Source organism: Mangrovibacillus cuniculi, from assembly GCF_015482585.1.
Taxonomy (GTDB): Bacteria; Bacillota; Bacilli; order Bacillales; family R1DC41; genus Mangrovibacillus; species Mangrovibacillus cuniculi.
This window is the reverse complement of the sequence record NZ_CP049742.1, coordinates 314,146-333,890: the sequence shown is the minus strand read 5'-3', so window position 1 is coordinate 333,890 and position 19,745 is coordinate 314,146. Positions and strand designations below refer to the sequence as shown.

Below are 19,745 nucleotides of genomic sequence, written 5' to 3'. Positions count from 1 at the left end.
CATTTAATAAATAAATGTGCCTTTTTTGCGTTATATTTGAGTTTAAAATACTGCAGAATAAATGCTTTTAAGAATAAATCTGTGGGATTGGAGCGGAAGGGGGCGACTCCTACGGGAAAGGTGGGTTACTGAGACCCCACAGGAGCGTTCTTCAGCGACGAGGAGCGATGTCTAGCTACAGGTGCGCCTTACGCTTTTCGATACAGCAACCCGCCCCGTGGAACGCGTCCCCCTACAGCGCAAATCCCTGTGCAGTCTCTTTCGGGTAATGTTCCAGCCTCTTTTTCGTCAAAATACGCGTTGATCAAACGTTTGATTAAAACCTCTATATTTCCCAAGAAATAAAGCTTTTCATTACAAATGCCCCGCGAAAGTTGTCGCACACACCATTGCGTTCGACATTTATTTCACCATTATTTTTCGCTTTAAGAGAACAACTCTAGATACTTCTCCTGTAGCTTTTTCTTCTGTAAAGTATGTGGGACTGTTTCTCTAGATTCGTGGGAAAGCGCTGCACATGCTAAACCTAACTTGCAACATTCCTCTAATCGTAAGTCATTAAATAAACCGTAAATCACACCAGCTGCTAATAAGTCTGCACTACCTGTAAAATCAATTACCTTTGTAACAGGAGGAATGACAAGCCCCACCTCTCCACGGTATGTGTGATAAACAAGCGGTTCATGATTACGATAAATAATTACGTGTTTAGCACCTTTTTCTACTAGTAATCTTGCAGCCTCTAGAGCATCCGATTCTTCTTCCACAATCTTCCCTGTAAGTATTTCAGCTACTTCTTGATGGCAAATGAACCAATCTACCCCGTCTAAATTAGAGGGTACTCTATCTATTTTACCTGTAGCCGGGGGAACAAGGACTACAGGAATTTCTTCTTGTTTACATGTTCGAATAATATATTTCACTACTTCAGCAGAAAAATTGGTATCTACAACAACCATGTCTGATGCCCGGACTGGTGTCCACTTCTTTTGAATATGACCTATATCCACTTCATTATAAATAGACATATCGGAAAAACTCATCGTCGTGTTACCTTCTTGATCTATAACTGCTGTATAGGTTCCACATAACTTGTTAGGTAAAGTTTGTACAAATGAAGTATCTACGTACGGTTGACTATGTTCCATCAACCATTTTGACTGAGCATCATCTCCCACAACTGAGACCAATTTCGTTTCTAACCCTAATCTACCTAGTGTTTCTGCTATGTTCCTTGCAATACCGCCTGGGAAGTGGGATGTTTCCACTTCGTTGGTAGTACGGCTACTAAGCGGTTTATCACTATGAAGTTTTCTGTCTATATTAGCACCACCAAGACACACAATGCCTTTTTGATTAGGAAGTATATATGCTCGTCCTAATAGGTGACCTGTTTTTATCAAAGATGATATATAGCCTGCTACTGCTGATCTTGATAGTCCTGTTTTTTCCGCTATCTCTTGCTGACTGACAAACGGGTTTTCTTTTATTGAGTCGTATATTACCTTCTCTTTTTCATTCATGACGTTCCCCCATCATTATGCATCGCAATCCTAGCATTTTATTATGTCTAGTATAATAATTAATCATTGTTTAGGCAAAGAAGACTCTTCTAAGTACAGCCCTCATTACATGGCCAACGATGAGTAATTACCAGTCATGTAACAAAAAAACCTTGCTCTATTTACTTAAAAATGTGAGCAAGGTACCTTTATTATTCTACTACTCTAGGACGAACAAGTACTTCTACACGTCTGTTTTGAGCTCGACCTTCTACCGATTCATTATCGGCAATAGGTGTAAATTCTCCAAAACCTTTCGCACTGAATAACGTTGGGTCTAAAGATGCGTTATTCAATAGTATTTCCATAAAAGAAACAGCACGTATTACACTTAACTCCCAGTTAGAATCAAATTGTGCATTTCTTATAGGTACATTATCTGTATGTCCACTTATCACAATTTCTCTTGGTGGGTCCATGACTAATAGTTTTGCTAATTCATTGGCAATCACTTCATCTTCTTTTCTAACCGTAGCGCTTCCAGAAGGAAAAAGAACTTGATCTCGAATAGTAATCAGCAGACCTTCCGACTTTAATTCTGTTGAAAATTGTGAATCTAATCCATTCTCATTGATGTAGTTCTGTAGCCGTTCTTGAAGTTCACGAAGTTCTTCTTGATCCTTTTCGACTTCAGCCATCTTTTCTTCATCCGTTAAGTCATCCAACGGAACTTCTTCCTCTGGAATAATTGGTTCCGAGACAGTTGGTTGTTCCATGACACCGTCCCCTCCATCAAAAATGACATTAAACGTTTGAGAGAATTTTTGTAGCTTTTCTACATCCACTTGACTAGAAGCAAACAAAACAATAAACAACGCTAATAACAATGTTAATAAATCTGCATATGGAATTAACCAAGACTCATCAATGTGTTCATGTTCATGCTTTTTATGTCTACGTTTACCCATCGACACTCTCTCCACTCTGATTTCCAGCCATAAATACCACTCTTTCTGATGCTGGTAAGAAAGAAGAAAGCTTCTGTTCAATCACTCGTGGCGCTTCTCCTTCTAAAATGGATAAGATACCTTCTAACATTAATTGCTTTGATCTGACTTCTACCTTTGATTTTCTTTTTAATTTATTAGCAAAGGGATGCCACAATACATAACCAGTAAAAATTCCTAAAAGAGTTGCCACGAATGCTGCTGCAATTGCATAACCAAGTTTATCAATATCGGTTAAATCTTTTAATGCAGCTATTAAGCCTACTACTGCTCCAAGTACACCTAATGTTGGGGCATACGTGCCTGCTTGTGTAAAGATTGCTGCTCCTGTTGCGTGCCTTTCTTCCATTGCATCAATTTCTTCAGATAAAACATCACGAATATAGTCTGCACTTTGTCCGTCAATTGCTAAGAGAAGTCCTGTTTTTAAGAAAGGGTCGTCGACTTCTTGAATCTTAGGTTCTAGAGACAACAATCCTTCTTTTCTTGCATGTTGTGCCCAATCAGAGAACTGACGAATAATATCTTGTGTACTTTGACTTTGTCCCTCTTTGAATAATACTCCGAAAACTTTCGGTAGTTTTACTAGTTCTGATGTAGGAAAAGCAATCGTCACTGATGCAACAGTTCCTACTAAGATAATTAAAATTGCAGCTGGATTAGCTAACGAAGACACTGGTACACCTTTCATTACCATTCCTGCACCAACAGCTATTAGTCCTAGTATTACTCCAATTATTGTTGTACGATCCATCGTTCACACCACCAAAATGTATAGTCTTTACTACTATCGGCATGTAATCGATATTTGTGTATAGTTCTCGACAAAATTCTTAAAATTTGCCTCAATGATTAAATGTATCGTATATCTTCTGGTGATAAGCTTTAAACGTATCACTATTCGTTCGAATTTTCTTTTTGGATAGGTATTGTTGATATTGTACCTGTTTTTCATCTAATCTTTTCTGGTATTTCACTTTATCTAGCTCATCTTCCGTAGAAAGTAACTGCAGTTTAGTTTCGTGCATATCGACTAAATACTTCGCCTCATCTTCTGAATATCCAGCATTCCTCATAATTCGAAATGCCATTCTAAAAGATTCCGGTAAATGGTCTAAAGGATCATTTGGCAACGGCTTCCCCATTCCGGAAAGGTTATCAAACTCACCTCGAGCCATTGCGGCTTTTAATTGCTCCTCCACAATCTTAGTAAATGGTGTCATGAAAATCCCTCCTTTTATACTTTATATGTCACAAAAATAAGAATACCTTTAAGATAAAATGAACAATTTATAACAGTTACTATAAACTTTCATTAACATAATTTAGGCACGATTCTTTAATGTTTCGTAAAAGCTTGGTACAATAGTTGGAGTGAGAACATTCTGACAAAAAGAGGAGATTTTAACATGAACTTTGAGACTGCTTTACAAAATTATGCTGAACTAGCTGTAAAGGTTGGCGTTAACTTACAGAAAGATCAAACACTAGTAATTAATACTACATTAGACTCTGTAGAACTTGTTCGTTTAGTAACCAAAGAAGCTTACCAACTTGGTGCCAAAAATGTTGTGGTGAATTGGACAGATGATGTAGTTACTCGTACGAAATACGAACTAGCTCCTCTATCTTCATTTGAAGAATTCCCTGAATTCCGAGCGAAAGAAATGGAAGCATTAGCTGCAAACGGTGCTGCATTTATGTCCATCGTTTCATCTTCTCCAGATTTATTAAAAGGAGTAGACCCAGAAAAAATCTCTGCTAATCAAAAATCATCAGGAGCTGCGCTTAAAGCATTCCGCCAATACGTACAATCAGACAAAGTAAGCTGGACTGTAATAGCTGCACCGTCTGAAACATGGGCGTTAAAAGTATTCCCAGAAGAACGTTCAACTGAAGCAGCAGTAGAGAAGCTTTGGGAAGCAATCTTCAAAGCAGTACGTGCAGATGTGAAGGATCCAGTTGCAGCTTGGAAAGAACACGATGAAACATTACATAAAAAAGTAGACGTATTGAATGAAAAACGCTTTAAAACACTTCATTACACTGCATCAGGTACTGACTTAACCATAGACTTACCAGAAACACACCTTTGGGTAGGTGCTGGAAGTGTAAACGCAAATGGAGAAGAGTTTATGGCAAACATGCCTACGGAAGAAGTATTTACTGTTCCTCATAAAGAAGGTGTAAATGGAACTGTGGCAAGTACAAAGCCACTTAGCTACGGTGGTAACATCATTGATAACTTCTCGATTACTTTTGAAAACGGGCGAATTGTGAAAGTGGAAGCAGAAGAAGGACAAGAAATTTTGCAACGTTTAGTTGATACAGACGAAGGTGCAAAGTATTTAGGAGAGGTTGCACTTGTACCTCATCAATCGCCTATTTCAGACTCTGGTGTCCTATTCTACAACACATTGTTTGATGAAAATGCGTCAAACCATTTAGCAATCGGTAATGCGTATGCATTCTGTATCGAAGGCGGAAAAGAAATGTCGGAAGAAGAGTTAGAGAAAAATGGCTTAAACTCTTCTATCACGCACGTTGACTTCATGATCGGTTCTGCGGAAATGAACATCGATGGAATCAAAGCAGACGGAACAAAAGAAGCTATCTTTAGAAATGGTAACTGGGCGATCTAGAAAAGCATAAGGCGCGCGTTTAGCCGCGGCAGGAAAGTTCAGAAGACCGAGTAGGCAGCTCTTCAGCCAACGGAGGGCTTTTGGACTTTCCCGAGCGGTTGCGCACCTGAAGCTAGACATCTAGAAAAGCGTAAGGCGCGCGTTTAGCCGCGGCAGGAAAGTTCAGAAGACCGAGTAGGCAGCTCTTTAGCCAACGGAGGGCTTTTGGACTTTCCCGAGCGGTTGCGCACCTGAAGCTAGACATCTAGAAAAGCGTAAGGCGCGCGTTTAGCCGCGGCAGGAAAGTTCAGAAGACCGAGTAGGCAGCTCTTCAGCCAACGGAGGGCTTTTGGACTTTCCCGAGCGGTTGCGCACCTGAAGCTAGACATCTAGAAAAGCATAAGGCCCAGCTTAAGCTAGACACAACTTTATTTTTTGTAGACGACTTTTTCGAAAGTCGTCTTTTTTATGCACTACTTATCCTACAAAAGCCTAAATATCTGTCACTTCTTGTCGATAAAAAGTAAGCAACGATAGATTACTCATTTAGGAGGTAGTAATGTGAAGAATTGGAAGATAATCGGCCTTCTTTTTTTAATAGTGTTGTCAGGTTGCTCAACAAAAACAGCTGACACTTTAGAAGAGGACTATACAAAAATAGGGATACTTTTGTCAGACACTGGTCTTGGAGATGGTTCCTTTAACGACTCCGCATTTCGTGGACTAGAAAAGGCACGTGATGAACTTGGTATCTTATTTACATACGAAGAAGCACCAGATGGAAATTTCGAACAAGCATTAGAAATATTAGTCAAACAAGAGAATGATTTAGTTATTGGTTTAGGTTTTACTGCACAAGAGCCATTAGAAGCAGTAGCTAAACAATATCCTGAGCAAGAATTTGTATTAATTGACAGTGTTTCTGCTCTTGAGAACATTACATCCATTACATTTAAAGAACATGAAGGTAGCTTTTTAGTAGGTCTCGTTGCTGCCATGGTGAGTGATACTAAAACGTTTGGTTTTATAGGTGGTGTTGATGCCCCGTTGATCCACAAGTTTGAAGTTGGATTCCAGGAAGGGGTCAACTATATTTTGCCTGATGCTACACTGCTATCTGAATACGCTGGAGACTTCGGTAATGCTTCACTAGGTAAATCGATCGCAGAGAAGCAAATTGCTGAAGGTGCTGGATTTATTTATCCTGCTGCAGGATTTACGGGTGTTGGGTCTATTCAAGCAGCACAAGATAAGCAAATTCTATCTGCAGGTGTTGATTCAGACCAATTCTTTGTGGCAGAGAAGGCTGTCGTTACTTCAATGTTAAAAAATATTGATGTAGCCGTATATGACATTATTAAAGAACTTGTAGAAAAAGGCTCTATTTCTGAGTCAGCTTACGAATTTGGCCTTGCTGATGGTGGAGTTGGCCTTGCTCCTATCCGAGTAAAATCGTTAACATCCGAACAAAAAGCTTTATATGACGAAGCTGTAGAAAAAATTAAATCTGGTGAAATAGTTGTTTCCACTACAAAATAAGGAGGGGAAAATATGAAATTACGTACTCGTTTATATATTTTAGCACTCGTTCCCTTACTTATCGCAATCCTTATGATTGGTTTTATTACTTTACAAGTACAACAAATTCAAAGTTCTTCACAAGATAATGTACAGGTGCTAATAAATGTAGAAAAGCTTAGAGGGCAATTCGTCACAACGAAACAATCTTTATCCAATTATGCCTTTAATCCTTCTGAAGGAAATAAAGCAGAGTCTGAAGCACAACTTGCTTTAACTGCTACAACATTAGAAGAGATGAAAACTGTTCTAACGGTGCCTTCGCATCAAGTTATTGCTGCTCAAATTGAAGATAAACTAGTAAAACTTGATGGTGTGGCTAGAACTGCCCTTTCCGAAAATGATAAAGCAGAGATTAATCGTCAGAGCATCCGAATAAGTGGAATCATTAATGATATACACTTGTTAGATATACAAACTAGTGCATGGTACAAGCAATTGACGAACAATATGGAGCGAACTGTTCAATTTACTATCACTGCCTCCATTATTGGAAGTATCCTCTTAGTTTCCTTATCCATCATTTTTACTTGGATAGTAGCAAGACGTATCATTGTACCGATTAACGCTCTTGTAAAAGATGCTCAACTGGTAGCCAATGGAGACTTAACACTTCATACTTCTGAAAGAAAGAAAAAGAAAACAAAATACGAAGTGGAACAGTTGCGTGATGCTTTTGGTCAAATGGTTAGCAATCTCCGCTCCACTGTCCAATCTGTGGATCATGTAGGAACAGAAGTAAATGAGTTTACAGAAGAGATCACTTCCCAAATGAACATACTTTCTGAGAGTAGCAACCAGATTGCTATTTCCACAGATGAATTGTCAAGAGGAAGCCAATCTATTTCCGTCGATATTCAGCAAGCAGCAGAACTTGTTGGTAATATGAGAAACGCTTTTTTACAGTCTGTTCAAAATAGCAAAGATTCTACGGATCTTAGCTCTCATGCTTTACAGTCCGTATCTACAGGAAAAGAAACGATTGTTAAACAGCTAGAACTAACAGAGAAAATGACCGCTGCATCAAGAGAAATTAAATCTTCTATTGATCAATTCTCTTCATTTACAAATAAAATTGAGGAAGCAGCTACTTCGGTAAGAGGTATTGCGGAACAAACCAACCTCTTAGCACTAAATGCTGCGATAGAAGCTGCAAGGGCTGGAGAAGCTGGTAAAGGATTTGCTGTTGTTGCTGATGAAGTTCGAAAACTAGCAGAAGACTCTTCTAAAGCCACACAGTCTATTTCTGATATGTTAGCTCAGATGAAAGAAGGAATTAACGACATTGTGGAGTCTGCAAATTTAGGAGAAACCTTATCTTCCAATCAAGCACTCTCTATGTCAGATACAGAAAAGTCTTTTTCCAACATCTATACGAATGTTACTAGTGTCTTTGAACAGTTAAAAGACCTGTCTAATAAGTTAGAAACGGCAAATGCCATGAGTGAAGATGTATTAGCTGCAGTAGAAAATGTTAGTGCAATCACGGAAGAAACAGCTGCTGGTACAGAAGAAATTTCCGCTTCTACAGATGAGCAACTACATTCATTTACTAGAGCAACGGAGAAAGTAAATGAGCTACGTAATATGACTCAATCAATGAAAAACGAACTAACGAAGTTTAAGATTAAGTAACCAAAAAGTACGGAGCATGGAATTTCTGCCATGGTCCGTACTTTTTCTTTATCCTACTGTAAATATACTCCTCTACTCTCTGTAACGAATATTACATTTTTATGACACCAAATTACCTCTACACAATTCGACACCACTCATAACAAGCTTCGACAACCATTACAATTATATTTCTGCTGTCGTAAAGCGCAACTGGCAAGGTTTTCATTACATATGACACCCAAAAATACGATATACTGCTTGAAGTATATATTGTAGAACCGATATTGGAGGGATAAATATGTTTCAAACAACACATATCGGCATTGATTTAGGAACAGCCAATATACTTGTTTATACGAAGCAAAAAGGAATTATTATGAACGAACCGTCCGTTGTGGCGATTGATATTAACACAAAAAAAGTACTTGCAGTTGGTACGGATGCTAAAAATATGATAGGTAAAACCCCTAGTCATATCGTTGCAATCCGCCCACTGAAAAATGGTGTTATCGCTGACTTTGATATTACTACTGAAATGCTTAAAATGGTGATGAAAAAAGTCTCGAAAATTTTAGGACGTACTGTGCGAAAGCCTACTGTGGTAGTTTGTACCCCTTCTGGCGCAACAACAGTGGAACGTAGAGCGATTACAGACGCTGTGAAATTGTGTGGTGCCAAACAAGTAGAACTTATCGAAGAGCCGGTAGCAGCAGCTATCGGAGCTGATCTTCCTGTACATGAACCTACGGCAAACGTTGTAGTAGACATTGGTGGAGGTACTACTGAAGTTGCTATCATCTCTTATGGTGGGGTGGTTACTTGTGAAACGATTCGCGTTGGTGGAGACAAAATGGACGATGATATTATTCACCACGTTCGTAAGCAATACAACGTTTTGATTGGGGAACGTACTGCTGAAAACATCAAAAAAGAAATTGGGTACGCGTTAATTGACCATCCAGATCAACTCATGGAAATTCGTGGGCGTGATCTTGTTACAGGATTACCTAAAACAGTTGAATTGTCATCTTCTGAAATTCAATCTGCATTGCGTGAGTCTCTTGAAGCTATCTTAGAAACTGTCCGTTCTACTTTAGAACAGTCTCCTCCAGAATTAAGTGGCGACATTGTTGACCACGGAGTAGTCATTACTGGTGGTGGAGCGTTATTAAATGGTTTACAAGACTGGTTAACTTCTGAGTTAAGCGTTCCCGTACACTTAGCACCTAACCCATTAGAGTCTGTCGCTATCGGAACAGGAAAATCTCTGTCTATGCTTCAGCAATTAAATAAAATCGCTAAGTAAAACTCGGATAATCTAGCAACTTCATGGTTACACTAAACAAAGCACGACTGTAAAGGAGGTTTTTCCTCATGAACAATGCAGAGATTCGTAGCTTGTTTACTGACTATGACTTAGAGGAAACGTATTCAAGTATGTTAACTTCATTGGAGCAATCTAGACTTTTATACGGAGCAGATGTAGAGTGCATGGAGGATTTTCTGGCTACGTATAATTATCAAATTCTTCATCTTTCTTATGAAGAGTTTGAAAGACTTTATACTCAATTTGTTGCTATCTACCCTCATATAAAGAACAGATATGACTTTGGATAATGAAAGAAGCGAGTTTCCTAATTGGATTCTCGCTTCTTTTTTACTTATTTTGAATGGTATAAGATTTTTCTTGATAAAAGTAATTAGGCGTTTTCCACGTTGGATCGTATGATTTATGGAAGATATGCGTTGTAGCTGGAGAAACCGGTGGGATTAGCCACGTCCAGTCTCCTGTTACTTCTCTGTTTGCATGTTCTTCTTGTTGTTCAAAACGTTTGAACTGTTGGGCAGCTGTATGATGGTCTACAATGCTCACTCCTGCTTCTTTAAAGGAGTAATGCACCGCATGATTTAATTCGATTAGTGCGCGATCTTTCCAAAATGTACTGTTTCTAGAAGTATCTAGTCCCATACAAGACGCCACTTTCGGCAAATAGTTGTACCTATTTTCATCAGCTAAGTTTCTTGCTCCGATTTCTGTCTCCATGTACCAACCGTTAAACGGAGCTGCTTGATACTCAATTCCACCGATTTCTAATTTCATGTCCGCAATCATTGGCACTCCATACCATTTCAATTGAAGATCCTCGAACCACTGGAATTCTGGATGCTTAATGGAGACTTCTAAGATCAGATTATTTGGGATTTCAAGTAATCTCGGTGTTTCTTCGTCTTCCAATTTGTATACTAGTGGTAAGACGTCAAAATGAGTTTCCTCTCCCTTCCACCCTAGCGACTCACATACTTTAGTAAACTCGATAGAAGCTGGGTCTCCCACTATACCATCTTCTTTTTGATAACCTGCATAACGTATTAATTGATGATTCCATAAACGTACAGGAGCCTTATTGTTTACGGTAGGAGCAAATATGGAAATCGTTGGATAGATCTTCCCGTTATTTGTTGCGTACTCAACATGTTGAAGTAAAGCACTTTCTACTTCTTGAGGAGTTTTACTATCTCTAACATCTAATACATGTAGAGTCTTCCAAAATAATCGTCCGATGCAGCGGTTACTGTTGCGCCAGGCAAGTTTAGCACCATAATCCAGTTCGTCATAGGTATGCTTGTATGTACCTGTTTCACGAATTTCCTCTTTGACTTCCGTTAACCTTCTATGTAAATCTTCTTCAGATAATTGATTTTCTATATAAAATTGCACAATGAATTTTTCTGCTTCTTCTATTAGATGCTGCACCAAGGTGTTTTCCTCCTTGCATAATGTCTCGTTTTAACAGTATAGCATTTTCATTAAAGAAATAGAAAAGTGCTGTCTTATCTATGTGCTTATACTCTCCTTACAAGTTAGTTTCTCTCGCCAGATGGTTATAGGCGCCCTCTATTCTATTCTCTTCTCAGCACTGGTTTTCTCTCGCCAGATGCGTATAGACGACCTCTATTCTCTTCTCGTGGCTCATTTTGTTCCGTCAGAAAAGTTTTAACGGCCAGTGATGTCTAACTCCAATAGCAAAAGGTGCACTTATCGTAAGTGCACCTCTCGTAACTATTTCTATTACTCTTTCTCGTCTTCCGCTTCCACTTGTTTTGCCGCCTTGCCAGCAGTCAGTTGCTTTGCTAAATCATCAATGCTATTTCTTACATTACCTTTACCAGAAAGGTTCTCTAGTAACTCTTTCACATCGATACCAGATGTTTCTTTTAATGATTCTTGCATGGTAGACATTAAGTTTGTCGCATAAGCAGTTACTTTGTTTGCTCCTCCGTTCGCTGAATCACTTCCGGAATCGATTACCGTAATCTTATCAATGTTAGACAATGGCGCTGAAACTTCTTTCGCATACTGAGGTAACATTTTTAATACCATGTCCAAGATAGCTGCTTCACCGAACTCATCAAATGCTTCTGCAATCTTACGTTTTGCTTCTGCTTCTGCAAGACCTTTTAGACGGATAACTTCTGATTCTGCAGTACCTTGAGCTTTTTCTGCATCTGCTTTTGCGATACCGTCTACACGTACACGCTCCGCTTCTGCTTTCGCCATTGCTTCAATACGATATTGTTCTGCTTCTGCGGCTGCGATTGCTTTCGCTTTTTCCGCTGCTGCTGATTGCTCAACAGAGTAACGGTCTGCATCTGCTTTTTTCTTCACTTCAGAATCATACTGTCTTTCACGACGTAGAATCTCTTTTTCCTCTAGTTCGATTTGCTTTTGACGTTCAATGATACGGACTTGCATCTCTTGCTCTGTAACTTCTTGTTTTGCTCTTGCTGTTTCTAAGTCATACGCTTGGTCAGCTCGAGCTCGTGCAATATCTTGTTCGCGGCGATACTCTGCTGTTTTCATTGCATTAGTTTTTTCTGCTTCTGCAATTTCTGTAGCACGCTCTAATTCAGAACGCTTCGCATCTTTATCCGCTTCCGCACGTTTAATACGTGTTTCTTTATCCGCTTCTGCAGTGGCAATATCCGCATCACGTTTAACTTGAGCGATACGAGGTTTACCAAGAGAGTCTAAGTAACCATTTTTATCTCTTACATCTTTAATGGTGAATGATACAATAACTAGACCCATTTTGGCTAAATCTTGTGAAGCAACGCGTTGCACTTCTTGTGAGAATTTTTCACGGTTCTTGTAAATTTCTTCTACCGTCATGGACCCTAAGATAGAACGAAGGTGTCCTTCTAGTACCTCACGCGCTTCTCCTTCACGATCCGCTTTAGACTTTCCAAGGAACTGCTCGGCTGCCGTTGCGATTTCACCAATAGATCCACCAATCTTAATGATTGCAGTTCCATCCGCCATAACTGGTACACCTTGCTCCGTATATACCTCAGGAGTTGTAACTTCTAACTTACTTGAAAGTAAACTTAACGGTTCTGCTTGTTGGAAAACAGGAAGAATAAACGTACCGCCACCACGGATAATCTTAATTTTATTTCCTGACTCATCCACATGTACGTTCTTTCCACCTAAGTAACTTCCCGTAACGATTAGTGCTTCATCGGGACCAGCTGTACGGTATTTCGTTACAAACACCGCAATAAATGCAATAAGTATAAAAGCAATTAATCCAATAACAATGTAAAGACCTGTGCCCATTTCTTTTCCTCCTTTAAATTGGTTTATAAGGCATTACCACTGCAACACCATGTTCCACGTCAATTACGAGAACGTGAGAGCCTTCCGGAATATCTTCATTCTCATACCCTTGAGCAGATTTGGAAATTGTTCCGCCATTGCCCTCTAGCACAATTTCACCATATCCATCTTTGGGAATTGATATGATTACTTTCGCTATTCTTCCTTTTAATGATTCTTCTGTGTACACAAGAGATTCTTCTGCTGATGATAGAGGAATCAAGACAAAGATGTTAAGCAACGTAGTGATTCCTATTGAAGCTAATGCACTTCCAATTAAAATTAGTATGGAAGAGAACGATGTCAACAACTCTCCTATATAAGCTGATCCTGCTGTGAATGTAATAAAAGAAAAAATGAGAACTGGATTCAGCCAATCAATTCCAGCGAATGCTCCTTCTGCTACATCACCAAAAAATAAGTACAATACCGTGACGCCAGTCATAGCAATCAGAATGTATAAATACCAATCTTGCAAAGCTATCCCTTCCAACATCTCTACGCCTCCTTCCGTGTTTGTTGCTTTCCTTATCTAAATACGGTGGATAAGGAAAAAAGTTTCAAAAATATTTTATTTTTCCTTATCCATTTTACAGAAGTAAAACATGGAATTGGCTATTATCAGCAAAAAGTGTTACGGTTAAAGATAAGCTATAAAACTAGTAGAAGGGAGGGATTTCTATGCAATCGATGATTACACATGCTACGGATACAATGCTTGAAGGAAACACTAGTAAATTAATAAGTATTGTAGAGGAATGCCGAAAGCTTGGCTGGAGTAATTTAACTATATTCGAAGAGTTATTAAAACCAGCTTTGTACACAGTAGGCGATAAATGGGAAAGTGATGAAGTTACTGTTGCCGACGAACACTTAGCCACAATGACTGTAGACTATATTCTTTCTTTCTTGCAAAAAGCTGAGGATTCCCAAACGAAGATAGAGAGAACTGCTATGTTATTCTGTGTAGAGGGGGAAGAACATTATCTTGGTCTAAAAATGACTGCCTCCATCCTCTCTTTATCAGGCTGGGAAGTGAAATTTCTTGGACCTAATTTGCCTACAAAATACGCTGTGCATTTTGCGAAAAAATGGAAGCCACAGTTAATTGGTATATCTGTATCCATGCGAGGCCTCATTAAAAATGTAGAAGAATGTACATCAGAATTAGCATCCCTGTCCCATCGTCCTTCTATATTTGTCGGCGGTCGAATTGTAGCCTTAAAAGAAAAAATGATGTTGCCTAGGAACGTAGAAAGAATTACATCTCTTTACGATCTTCAACACTGGTTAACGCATAAGAACATGCAAGATACCTCTTTCCAAAAGGAGGTCACACTAAGATGAATCCTGCTAACATCCCTGTAATTTTATTTGTCTTAGAAGAAGACTTAACGATCTCCTTTATGTCAAATAAAGCAAAAGACTCCTTACCATGTATGCATTTAGAAGACATCATTGATCCAGATAGTTATACAAAATGGAGATCCTATACAACTGATAGGAAGCCGCGCTCTGGTGAAATTCATTTAACAAAAGGGGACGAACTTGTACCTTGCCTTTATAAGATTAATTATTCATACAGTGTACATGAAAAAAAGCATTATATTGTCTTTACGGAATCACAAGATGATATAAAAAAAATTCGATTCCAAATGCATGATTTACGTCAGCAACTAGTGGATTCGAATTATGAAAAAATAAAAACATCTGAAAGGAAACAATGGATTTCCATGTTGGAGCCATTCTTATCAACAATTGATATTTCTTCTCTATTAGTAGAAGAAAAAAGAATTGATCTAGCCATTGAAAAGCTTCAACGTATGGAAGATTTATTATCCACTATCCGTCCAGATATGATTGAATTAGGGAAATGGGAAACAGTGGACCTCATTACGCAAGAATTACATGAAATCAGGTCCATCGTTACCTATTATCAAACATTGTTGAACTTACCAGATATCTCTTAATAGCTTACAGGTAATGTTATTGTCGCGGTTGTTCCCTTACCTTCTTCGCTCACGAAGACAAGTGATCCTTCATGATAATGGATCAGGTTTTTTGTCATCATTAACCCTAAACCTGTTCCTTTTTCTTTTGTTGTTAAGAATGGTTCTCCTAATCTTTCAATTAACTCAGGTGGCATCCCTACCCCATTATCCTGGACCACTATTTCTATATAATCTTCTAAACTATTGGTTGATACAGTCATGACTCCACCTTTACTTCCCATTGCTTCAATAGCGTTTTTAATCAAGTTTATAAAGACTTGCTTTAACTCATGATCAATTCCCAGCACAAATACATCTTCATCAACGAAGGCTCTCTCTATTGTACTGTTGGACATTAAAGCTTGAGAGTCTAAGACTAAACACACTTCATTAAGTAGTTTATGTATGGACACCATTTTCTTGTCAGAACTCCTTGGTTTCCCTAACACCATTAGTTCTGTAATAATAGATTCTAATCGGATAAATTCTGACATCATAACATCTGCATAGGACTCATTATACGTTTTAGATTGTTGCATTAACTGTAAGAAACCTCTAAGTGAAGTAAGTGGATTTCTGATTTCGTGAGCAATACCAGCAGCAAGTTGTCCAACTGCAGACAACATCTCTGATTGAATTAGTCGTTTCTCCGATTGTTTATATTCGGTTATCTCTTCACCAATTCGCAATATTTCTGCAACGTCTCCCTCACTATTTTCTACAGGGATAAACGTTACACGCTCCCAGAACTCTTGATTATTCTCCTTCTTGTAAATCCATTCAGTTGTAATCTTTTCTCCTGCCCTTGCTTTTCGCCAAACATCATCAAATTGTTGTACTTGAATAAAGTCTTGGTAAACCTCTTTTAGCTTCTTCCCTAATATCACTTCTTTAGGTTGATCGACTAAATAGGTGAATTTTTCGTTTATATATTCTATTCTTCCCATAAAGTCTGTTAGGACAATGTTTGAAGGAGCATTCTCCAGTGCTTGCATACTTACACTTAACTCGTTATTCATACTTTTTAATTGTGTAATATCAGTAAACGTTAAGACGACCCCATCAATTTTGTTTTCCCCTGTTCTGTAAGGCATCATCTTAATTTGATACCAGTCACCAAATCTTGTCTTACAAATTCGCTCATTAACTTTTTCATCATATAAAGTATCTTCTAAGTCGCGTTGAAGTTCTTCATAATCTAAGTCATTCTTAATGTCATATATACTTCTACCGATATCTTGTTCAATAAGTTTAAATATCCTTGTCGACTCTGGTGTAAATAACTTTACTTCCCATTCTCTATTTAAAAAGATGGTAGCAATATTAGTACTGATTAACAGGTTATCCATGTCGTTATTCATACCAGTTAACTCATTAATTTTCATTTCATACGAAACATTTACATTCATTAACTCTTCATTTACTGATTGCATTTCTTCGTTTGTCGACTGTAGTTCCTCGTTTGCAGCTATTAACTCTTCATTCGTAGCCTGTAATTCTTCATTAGAAGTTTCTAACTCTTCAATAGTATTTTGTAATTTTTGCTTTGTTTCGTTAAGCTCGTCTTCTAAGTCAAAAATACGTTGGCTAATAACAACTTCAGGCTCAAATGTGTAAGCATCCATAAACAAGGTTGAATCTTCCAGGGCTTTTACCTGTTCAAAGAAGATACCGAAATGCGTAATCATACTTCCTCTTTGTTGAAGAGGCACGACTCTAATTGAAACTGGGCCATTCTCTGTGTGAATATTTTTGTACGTGATGGCATGAGTCGTTTTAATTACTTTCTTAATGGCAGAGCCAATTGCAACAGAAAGATTAGTGGAAACAATCTGATGAATATTATAATGCGCACGACCACTTGGGAAGGATAAAAACTTCTGTGCTCCCGTGGACGAAAATATTACGTCTTCTTTTTCGTCAATCACTACACACGGCTCGATCGAGGAATCAATTAGTGCTAAGTGTAATTGATCCATTGATTTATGGGACGTTAAAGGTCTATAGGAATCATAAGCTCTTGTGACTGCAGTCTCTTCTGCTACATTGGTTGGAACAGACTGAAAACTTCTAGAAGATAACTGATCAAATGTAACTTGATTCTTAAACGTTTTCCATTTAAGAGAAACCGGTTCAAAGAAGGTACCCATTTTTCCAATTGTTTCGCTTGGGCCTAAGAACAAAAAACCATTATTTTTCAGCGCAAAATGAAATAAACTTAGTATTTTTTGCTGTAATTCGGTTTGGAAGTAAATCATTACATTGCGGCATATAATAAAGTCTAAATTCACAAAGGGTGAGTCTTTCGCCAAATTATGAGGCGCAAACACAACCATTCTTCTTATGACTTTTGAAACTTGATACCCTTCTTCTACTTTACGTAAATACTTCGTAATATAACTAGATGGGAAACCAGTAACAATACTTTGACGATAGATCCCTTGGCTCGCAACCTTTATTGATTCTTTATTTACATCTGTAGCAAATATCTGCACATTCATATCAATATCTTTTTCTTCTAAAACTTCCTTAAATACCATGGCGATAGAATATGCTTCTTGTCCAGTAGAGCATCCCGCAGACCAAACGCGAATCATCTTCTCTTGATTAGCCATAGCATTTTCTATAATCTTTGGAACTATTTCGTGTCTTAAATGGAGGAAAGCTTCATCATCACGAAAGAAATGAGTTACACCAATTAGTAGGTCCTCTTGTAATTTCTTTAACTCTTCGGGTTTCTCTAGTAAAGTACGTTTGTATTCTTCTGCTGAATGGAATGTTTCTTGTGCTAAATTCATACGACGTTCCATTCTTCGGGACATACTGTTTGATTTATAGTGTGAAAAATCAATATTAGTTTGTTTATACAAAAGTTGGTAAATTTCTCGAAGTGTGATTTCGGAAAACTCGTAATTTCGATAATCGAAAAACTTATGGATTTGCTTGACCATTTTTTTGGGCGGTAAGACAAAATCAACAGACCCTGTGCTTTGAGCATTTTGAGGCATATCTAGGAATTTCGCCGTGTTATCTTGTGCTAGGCAAAGACCTCCTGCTTCTTTTATATGCTTTAGTCCAATTGTTCCATCTGAACCTTTTCCTGATAACACAACACCAACAGCTTTTTCTTTTACATATTTAGCTAATGAAATAAAAAATGTGTTAATTGGTAGGTGTATTTTTTGATTCTCGTCATATTTCGATAATGTAATTTCGTTTTTATTCGCCATTTTTACATAGTAATTAGGAGGGCAAATATAGACGTGATTTTTTTTAATTCGTTCTCCATCTTTTAACACTTTTACGGGTAACGTTGTTTCCTTAGATAGGAGTTGTGGTAAAAAACTCTTATAATTAGGCGAAAGGTGTTGAACAATTACATAGGCAAAAGACGTCTTCTCTTCTGACGTTGCAGAAAGAAACGTTTCTATGGATTCGAGTCCTCCTGCTGAGGCACCAATACCCACAATATGTACTTCCTGAGGTTCTTTCATCGAATCCCTCCGATATTATTTTTGGGTCTTCGTTCTAGTATTCTTCTATTGTACCAAATGTTGTATGCTTTCACACGGTAACTCGTTATAAAATTACAAAACTCCTTCCATCTACTTCTGGCACCACAACTATATAAATATTCTTGAGAGAGTAATAATTTTATATACATAACCAAAAGTTACTAAAAATATGTATAATAGGAAAATACTTATCCAGGAGGAAAGATACATGACTTTTTACGGATTCATCGTTTTACTTCACGTAATAGCGGCTGTTGTAGGGATTGGAAGTAGCTTTGCCATGCCCACCATTTTAAACAAAGCAACTACACGTGCCAAAGCTTTATGGTCTATTGATCTGTTAGACTATTTAGAGAAAATGGCGAAGTTTGGGAGCTTAGCGTTACTTGCTACAGGTTTACTTTTAGGAGTTTTACATACTCATTTATTTACACAGGTTTGGTATATCGCTTCTATTATTATTTATATCGCTGTCCAGCCTATCGTTGCAGGAATTTTGCCAAAGAAAATCGCTGCACTTAGAGAGGAATTAGCAAAAGAAGATAGGGAAGAATTATCGGAGAACTATCTATCCATTTTAAAAAGCACGCAACCACTGAACTGGACGATGCATACTGCTGCTATTGTGCTCATTATTCTAATGTCTATTAAGCCTTTTTAATTCTGAATTCATACAAAAAAGACGAGATAAGTAGTTCGCCTACCTGTCTCGTCTTTTTATCATTTATATGTATCTATTATTTTAACATCTGCATCAAACTTTCCGTATAGAGACCTACCTAAGTAAAGAGGTATTTGTAGTTTATCCAAGTCAGGCAGACCATTTTCTAAGAAAAATTCTTCGTTGCGATAAAAAGCTACCATATCCCCGACAAACCAATCGTGATCTCCATATGTTTGCACGTCTCTTACTTTACACTCATAAGCGACATAGGCATCTTTTAAAATCGGAGCATTTACACAAGTTGCTTCAAAAGTGGATAAACCAAGTGCTCTAAATTTATCTACCTCTTCTCCTGATAACGTTCCTAATTGTTGAATTTTTTCTGCAAGCTCGAAAGGCAAAAACGAGATGGTAAACTCCCCCCTTCTTTCAACAGGTTATACGTAAACCTTTCTCTCCCTATCGCCACCCCATAAATCGGTGGCTCATAAGAAATATACGAGTGCCAACCTGCTGCCATAGCGTTTTCTTTCCCCCTAGATCGAACGGATACAATTGCAACCATTCCTGGATAACTATGCATGACGGTTCTG

At 38.1% G+C, this 19,745-nt stretch carries 16 protein-coding genes and 1 pseudogene; 8 read left to right on the top strand and 9 right to left on the bottom strand.

The genetic code is table 11. The features are described from left to right. Positions 1-425 precede the first annotated feature (425 nt). From G8O30_RS01595 to G8O30_RS01580, 4 genes are all read right to left on the bottom strand, one after another. A complete protein-coding gene (locus G8O30_RS01595; RefSeq protein WP_239673271.1) occupies positions 426-1,523 on the bottom strand; it encodes a carbohydrate kinase in 1,098 nt (365 codons plus the stop codon). A 191-nt stretch (positions 1,524-1,714) separates the two neighbouring features. Next, on the bottom strand, positions 1,715-2,470 hold the full coding sequence (gene motB / locus G8O30_RS01590) for a flagellar motor protein MotB (RefSeq protein ID WP_239673270.1): 756 nt from the start codon (positions 2,468-2,470) through the stop codon (positions 1,715-1,717). Next, on the bottom strand, positions 2,463-3,263 hold the full coding sequence (motA, locus tag G8O30_RS01585) for a flagellar motor stator protein MotA (RefSeq protein WP_239673269.1): 801 nt from the start codon (positions 3,261-3,263) through the stop codon (positions 2,463-2,465). Before motA ends, motB begins: the two co-directional genes overlap by 8 nt. Positions 3,264-3,354: 91 nt before the next feature. After that, a complete protein-coding gene (locus tag G8O30_RS01580; RefSeq protein ID WP_239673268.1) occupies positions 3,355-3,732 on the bottom strand; it encodes a DnaJ family domain-containing protein in 378 nt (125 codons plus the stop codon). 186 nt (positions 3,733-3,918) lie between these two features. Here G8O30_RS01580 and G8O30_RS01575 point away from each other — a divergent pair, with 186 nt between their 5' ends. From G8O30_RS01575 to G8O30_RS01555, 5 genes are all read left to right on the top strand, one after another. Then, positions 3,919-5,151 carry an aminopeptidase gene (locus tag G8O30_RS01575; protein ID WP_239673267.1) on the top strand — a complete coding sequence of 411 codons (1,233 nt, stop codon included), beginning with the start codon at positions 3,919-3,921 and terminating at the stop codon, positions 5,149-5,151. A 540-nt stretch (positions 5,152-5,691) separates the two neighbouring features. After that, positions 5,692-6,669, top strand: coding sequence for a BMP family lipoprotein (locus tag G8O30_RS01570; protein WP_239673266.1), 978 nt, complete (start codon positions 5,692-5,694; stop codon positions 6,667-6,669). A gap of 12 nt (positions 6,670-6,681) precedes the next feature. Then, complete coding sequence (locus tag G8O30_RS01565; protein WP_239673265.1) at positions 6,682-8,343, top strand: methyl-accepting chemotaxis protein; 1,662 nt, start codon at positions 6,682-6,684, stop codon at positions 8,341-8,343. A gap of 280 nt (positions 8,344-8,623) precedes the next feature. Beyond that, positions 8,624-9,631, top strand: a complete 1,008-nt coding sequence (gene mreBH, locus G8O30_RS01560; RefSeq protein ID WP_239673264.1) for a rod-share determining protein MreBH — start codon at positions 8,624-8,626, stop codon at positions 9,629-9,631. 68 nt (positions 9,632-9,699) lie between these two features. Further along, entirely contained in the window at positions 9,700-9,942 is a 243-nt protein-coding gene (locus G8O30_RS01555) for a hypothetical protein (protein ID WP_239673263.1), read from the top strand. 40 nt (positions 9,943-9,982) lie between these two features. Here the strand turns inward: G8O30_RS01555 and G8O30_RS01550 are convergent, their stop codons facing one another. From G8O30_RS01550 to G8O30_RS01540, 3 genes are all read right to left on the bottom strand, one after another. Next, the gene (locus G8O30_RS01550; RefSeq protein ID WP_275576536.1) at positions 9,983-11,080 is read right to left on the bottom strand and encodes a nitric oxide synthase oxygenase; all 1,098 of its coding nucleotides are present in this window, start codon (positions 11,078-11,080) and stop codon (positions 9,983-9,985) included. 315 nt (positions 11,081-11,395) lie between these two features. Then, positions 11,396-12,943 (bottom strand): flotillin lipid rafts scaffold protein FloT, encoded by a 1,548-nt coding sequence (locus G8O30_RS01545; RefSeq protein ID WP_239673262.1) that lies wholly within the window; start codon positions 12,941-12,943, stop codon positions 11,396-11,398. Positions 12,944-12,956: 13 nt separating this feature from the next. Beyond that, positions 12,957-13,478: an NfeD family protein gene (locus G8O30_RS01540; RefSeq protein WP_239673261.1), complete on the bottom strand. Its 522-nt coding sequence runs from the start codon at positions 13,476-13,478 to the stop codon at positions 12,957-12,959. Positions 13,479-13,663: 185 nt separating this feature from the next. Between G8O30_RS01540 and G8O30_RS01535 the strand changes: the two genes are divergently transcribed. Then, positions 13,664-14,329, top strand: a complete 666-nt coding sequence (locus tag G8O30_RS01535; RefSeq protein ID WP_239673260.1) for a cobalamin B12-binding domain-containing protein — start codon at positions 13,664-13,666, stop codon at positions 14,327-14,329. Beyond that, positions 14,326-14,952 carry a hypothetical protein gene (locus G8O30_RS01530; protein WP_239673259.1) on the top strand — a complete coding sequence of 209 codons (627 nt, stop codon included), beginning with the start codon at positions 14,326-14,328 and terminating at the stop codon, positions 14,950-14,952. The genes G8O30_RS01535 and G8O30_RS01530 overlap by 4 nt, the downstream gene beginning before the upstream one ends. On the opposite strand, the gene G8O30_RS01525 is transcribed toward G8O30_RS01530, so the two are convergent. Next, positions 14,949-18,467, bottom strand: coding sequence for a CheR family methyltransferase (locus tag G8O30_RS01525; RefSeq protein ID WP_239673258.1), 3,519 nt, complete (start codon positions 18,465-18,467; stop codon positions 14,949-14,951). The genes G8O30_RS01530 and G8O30_RS01525 overlap by 4 nt on opposite strands. Positions 18,468-18,696: 229 nt before the next feature. Here G8O30_RS01525 and G8O30_RS01520 point away from each other — a divergent pair, with 229 nt between their 5' ends. Further along, on the top strand, positions 18,697-19,149 hold the full coding sequence (locus tag G8O30_RS01520) for a DUF2269 family protein (protein WP_239673257.1): 453 nt from the start codon (positions 18,697-18,699) through the stop codon (positions 19,147-19,149). 59 nt (positions 19,150-19,208) lie between these two features. On the opposite strand, the pseudogene G8O30_RS01515 reads toward G8O30_RS01520, so the two are convergent. Next, positions 19,209-19,717 (bottom strand): annotated as a pseudogene (locus G8O30_RS01515) (flavin reductase family protein). Positions 19,718-19,745 lie beyond the last annotated feature (28 nt).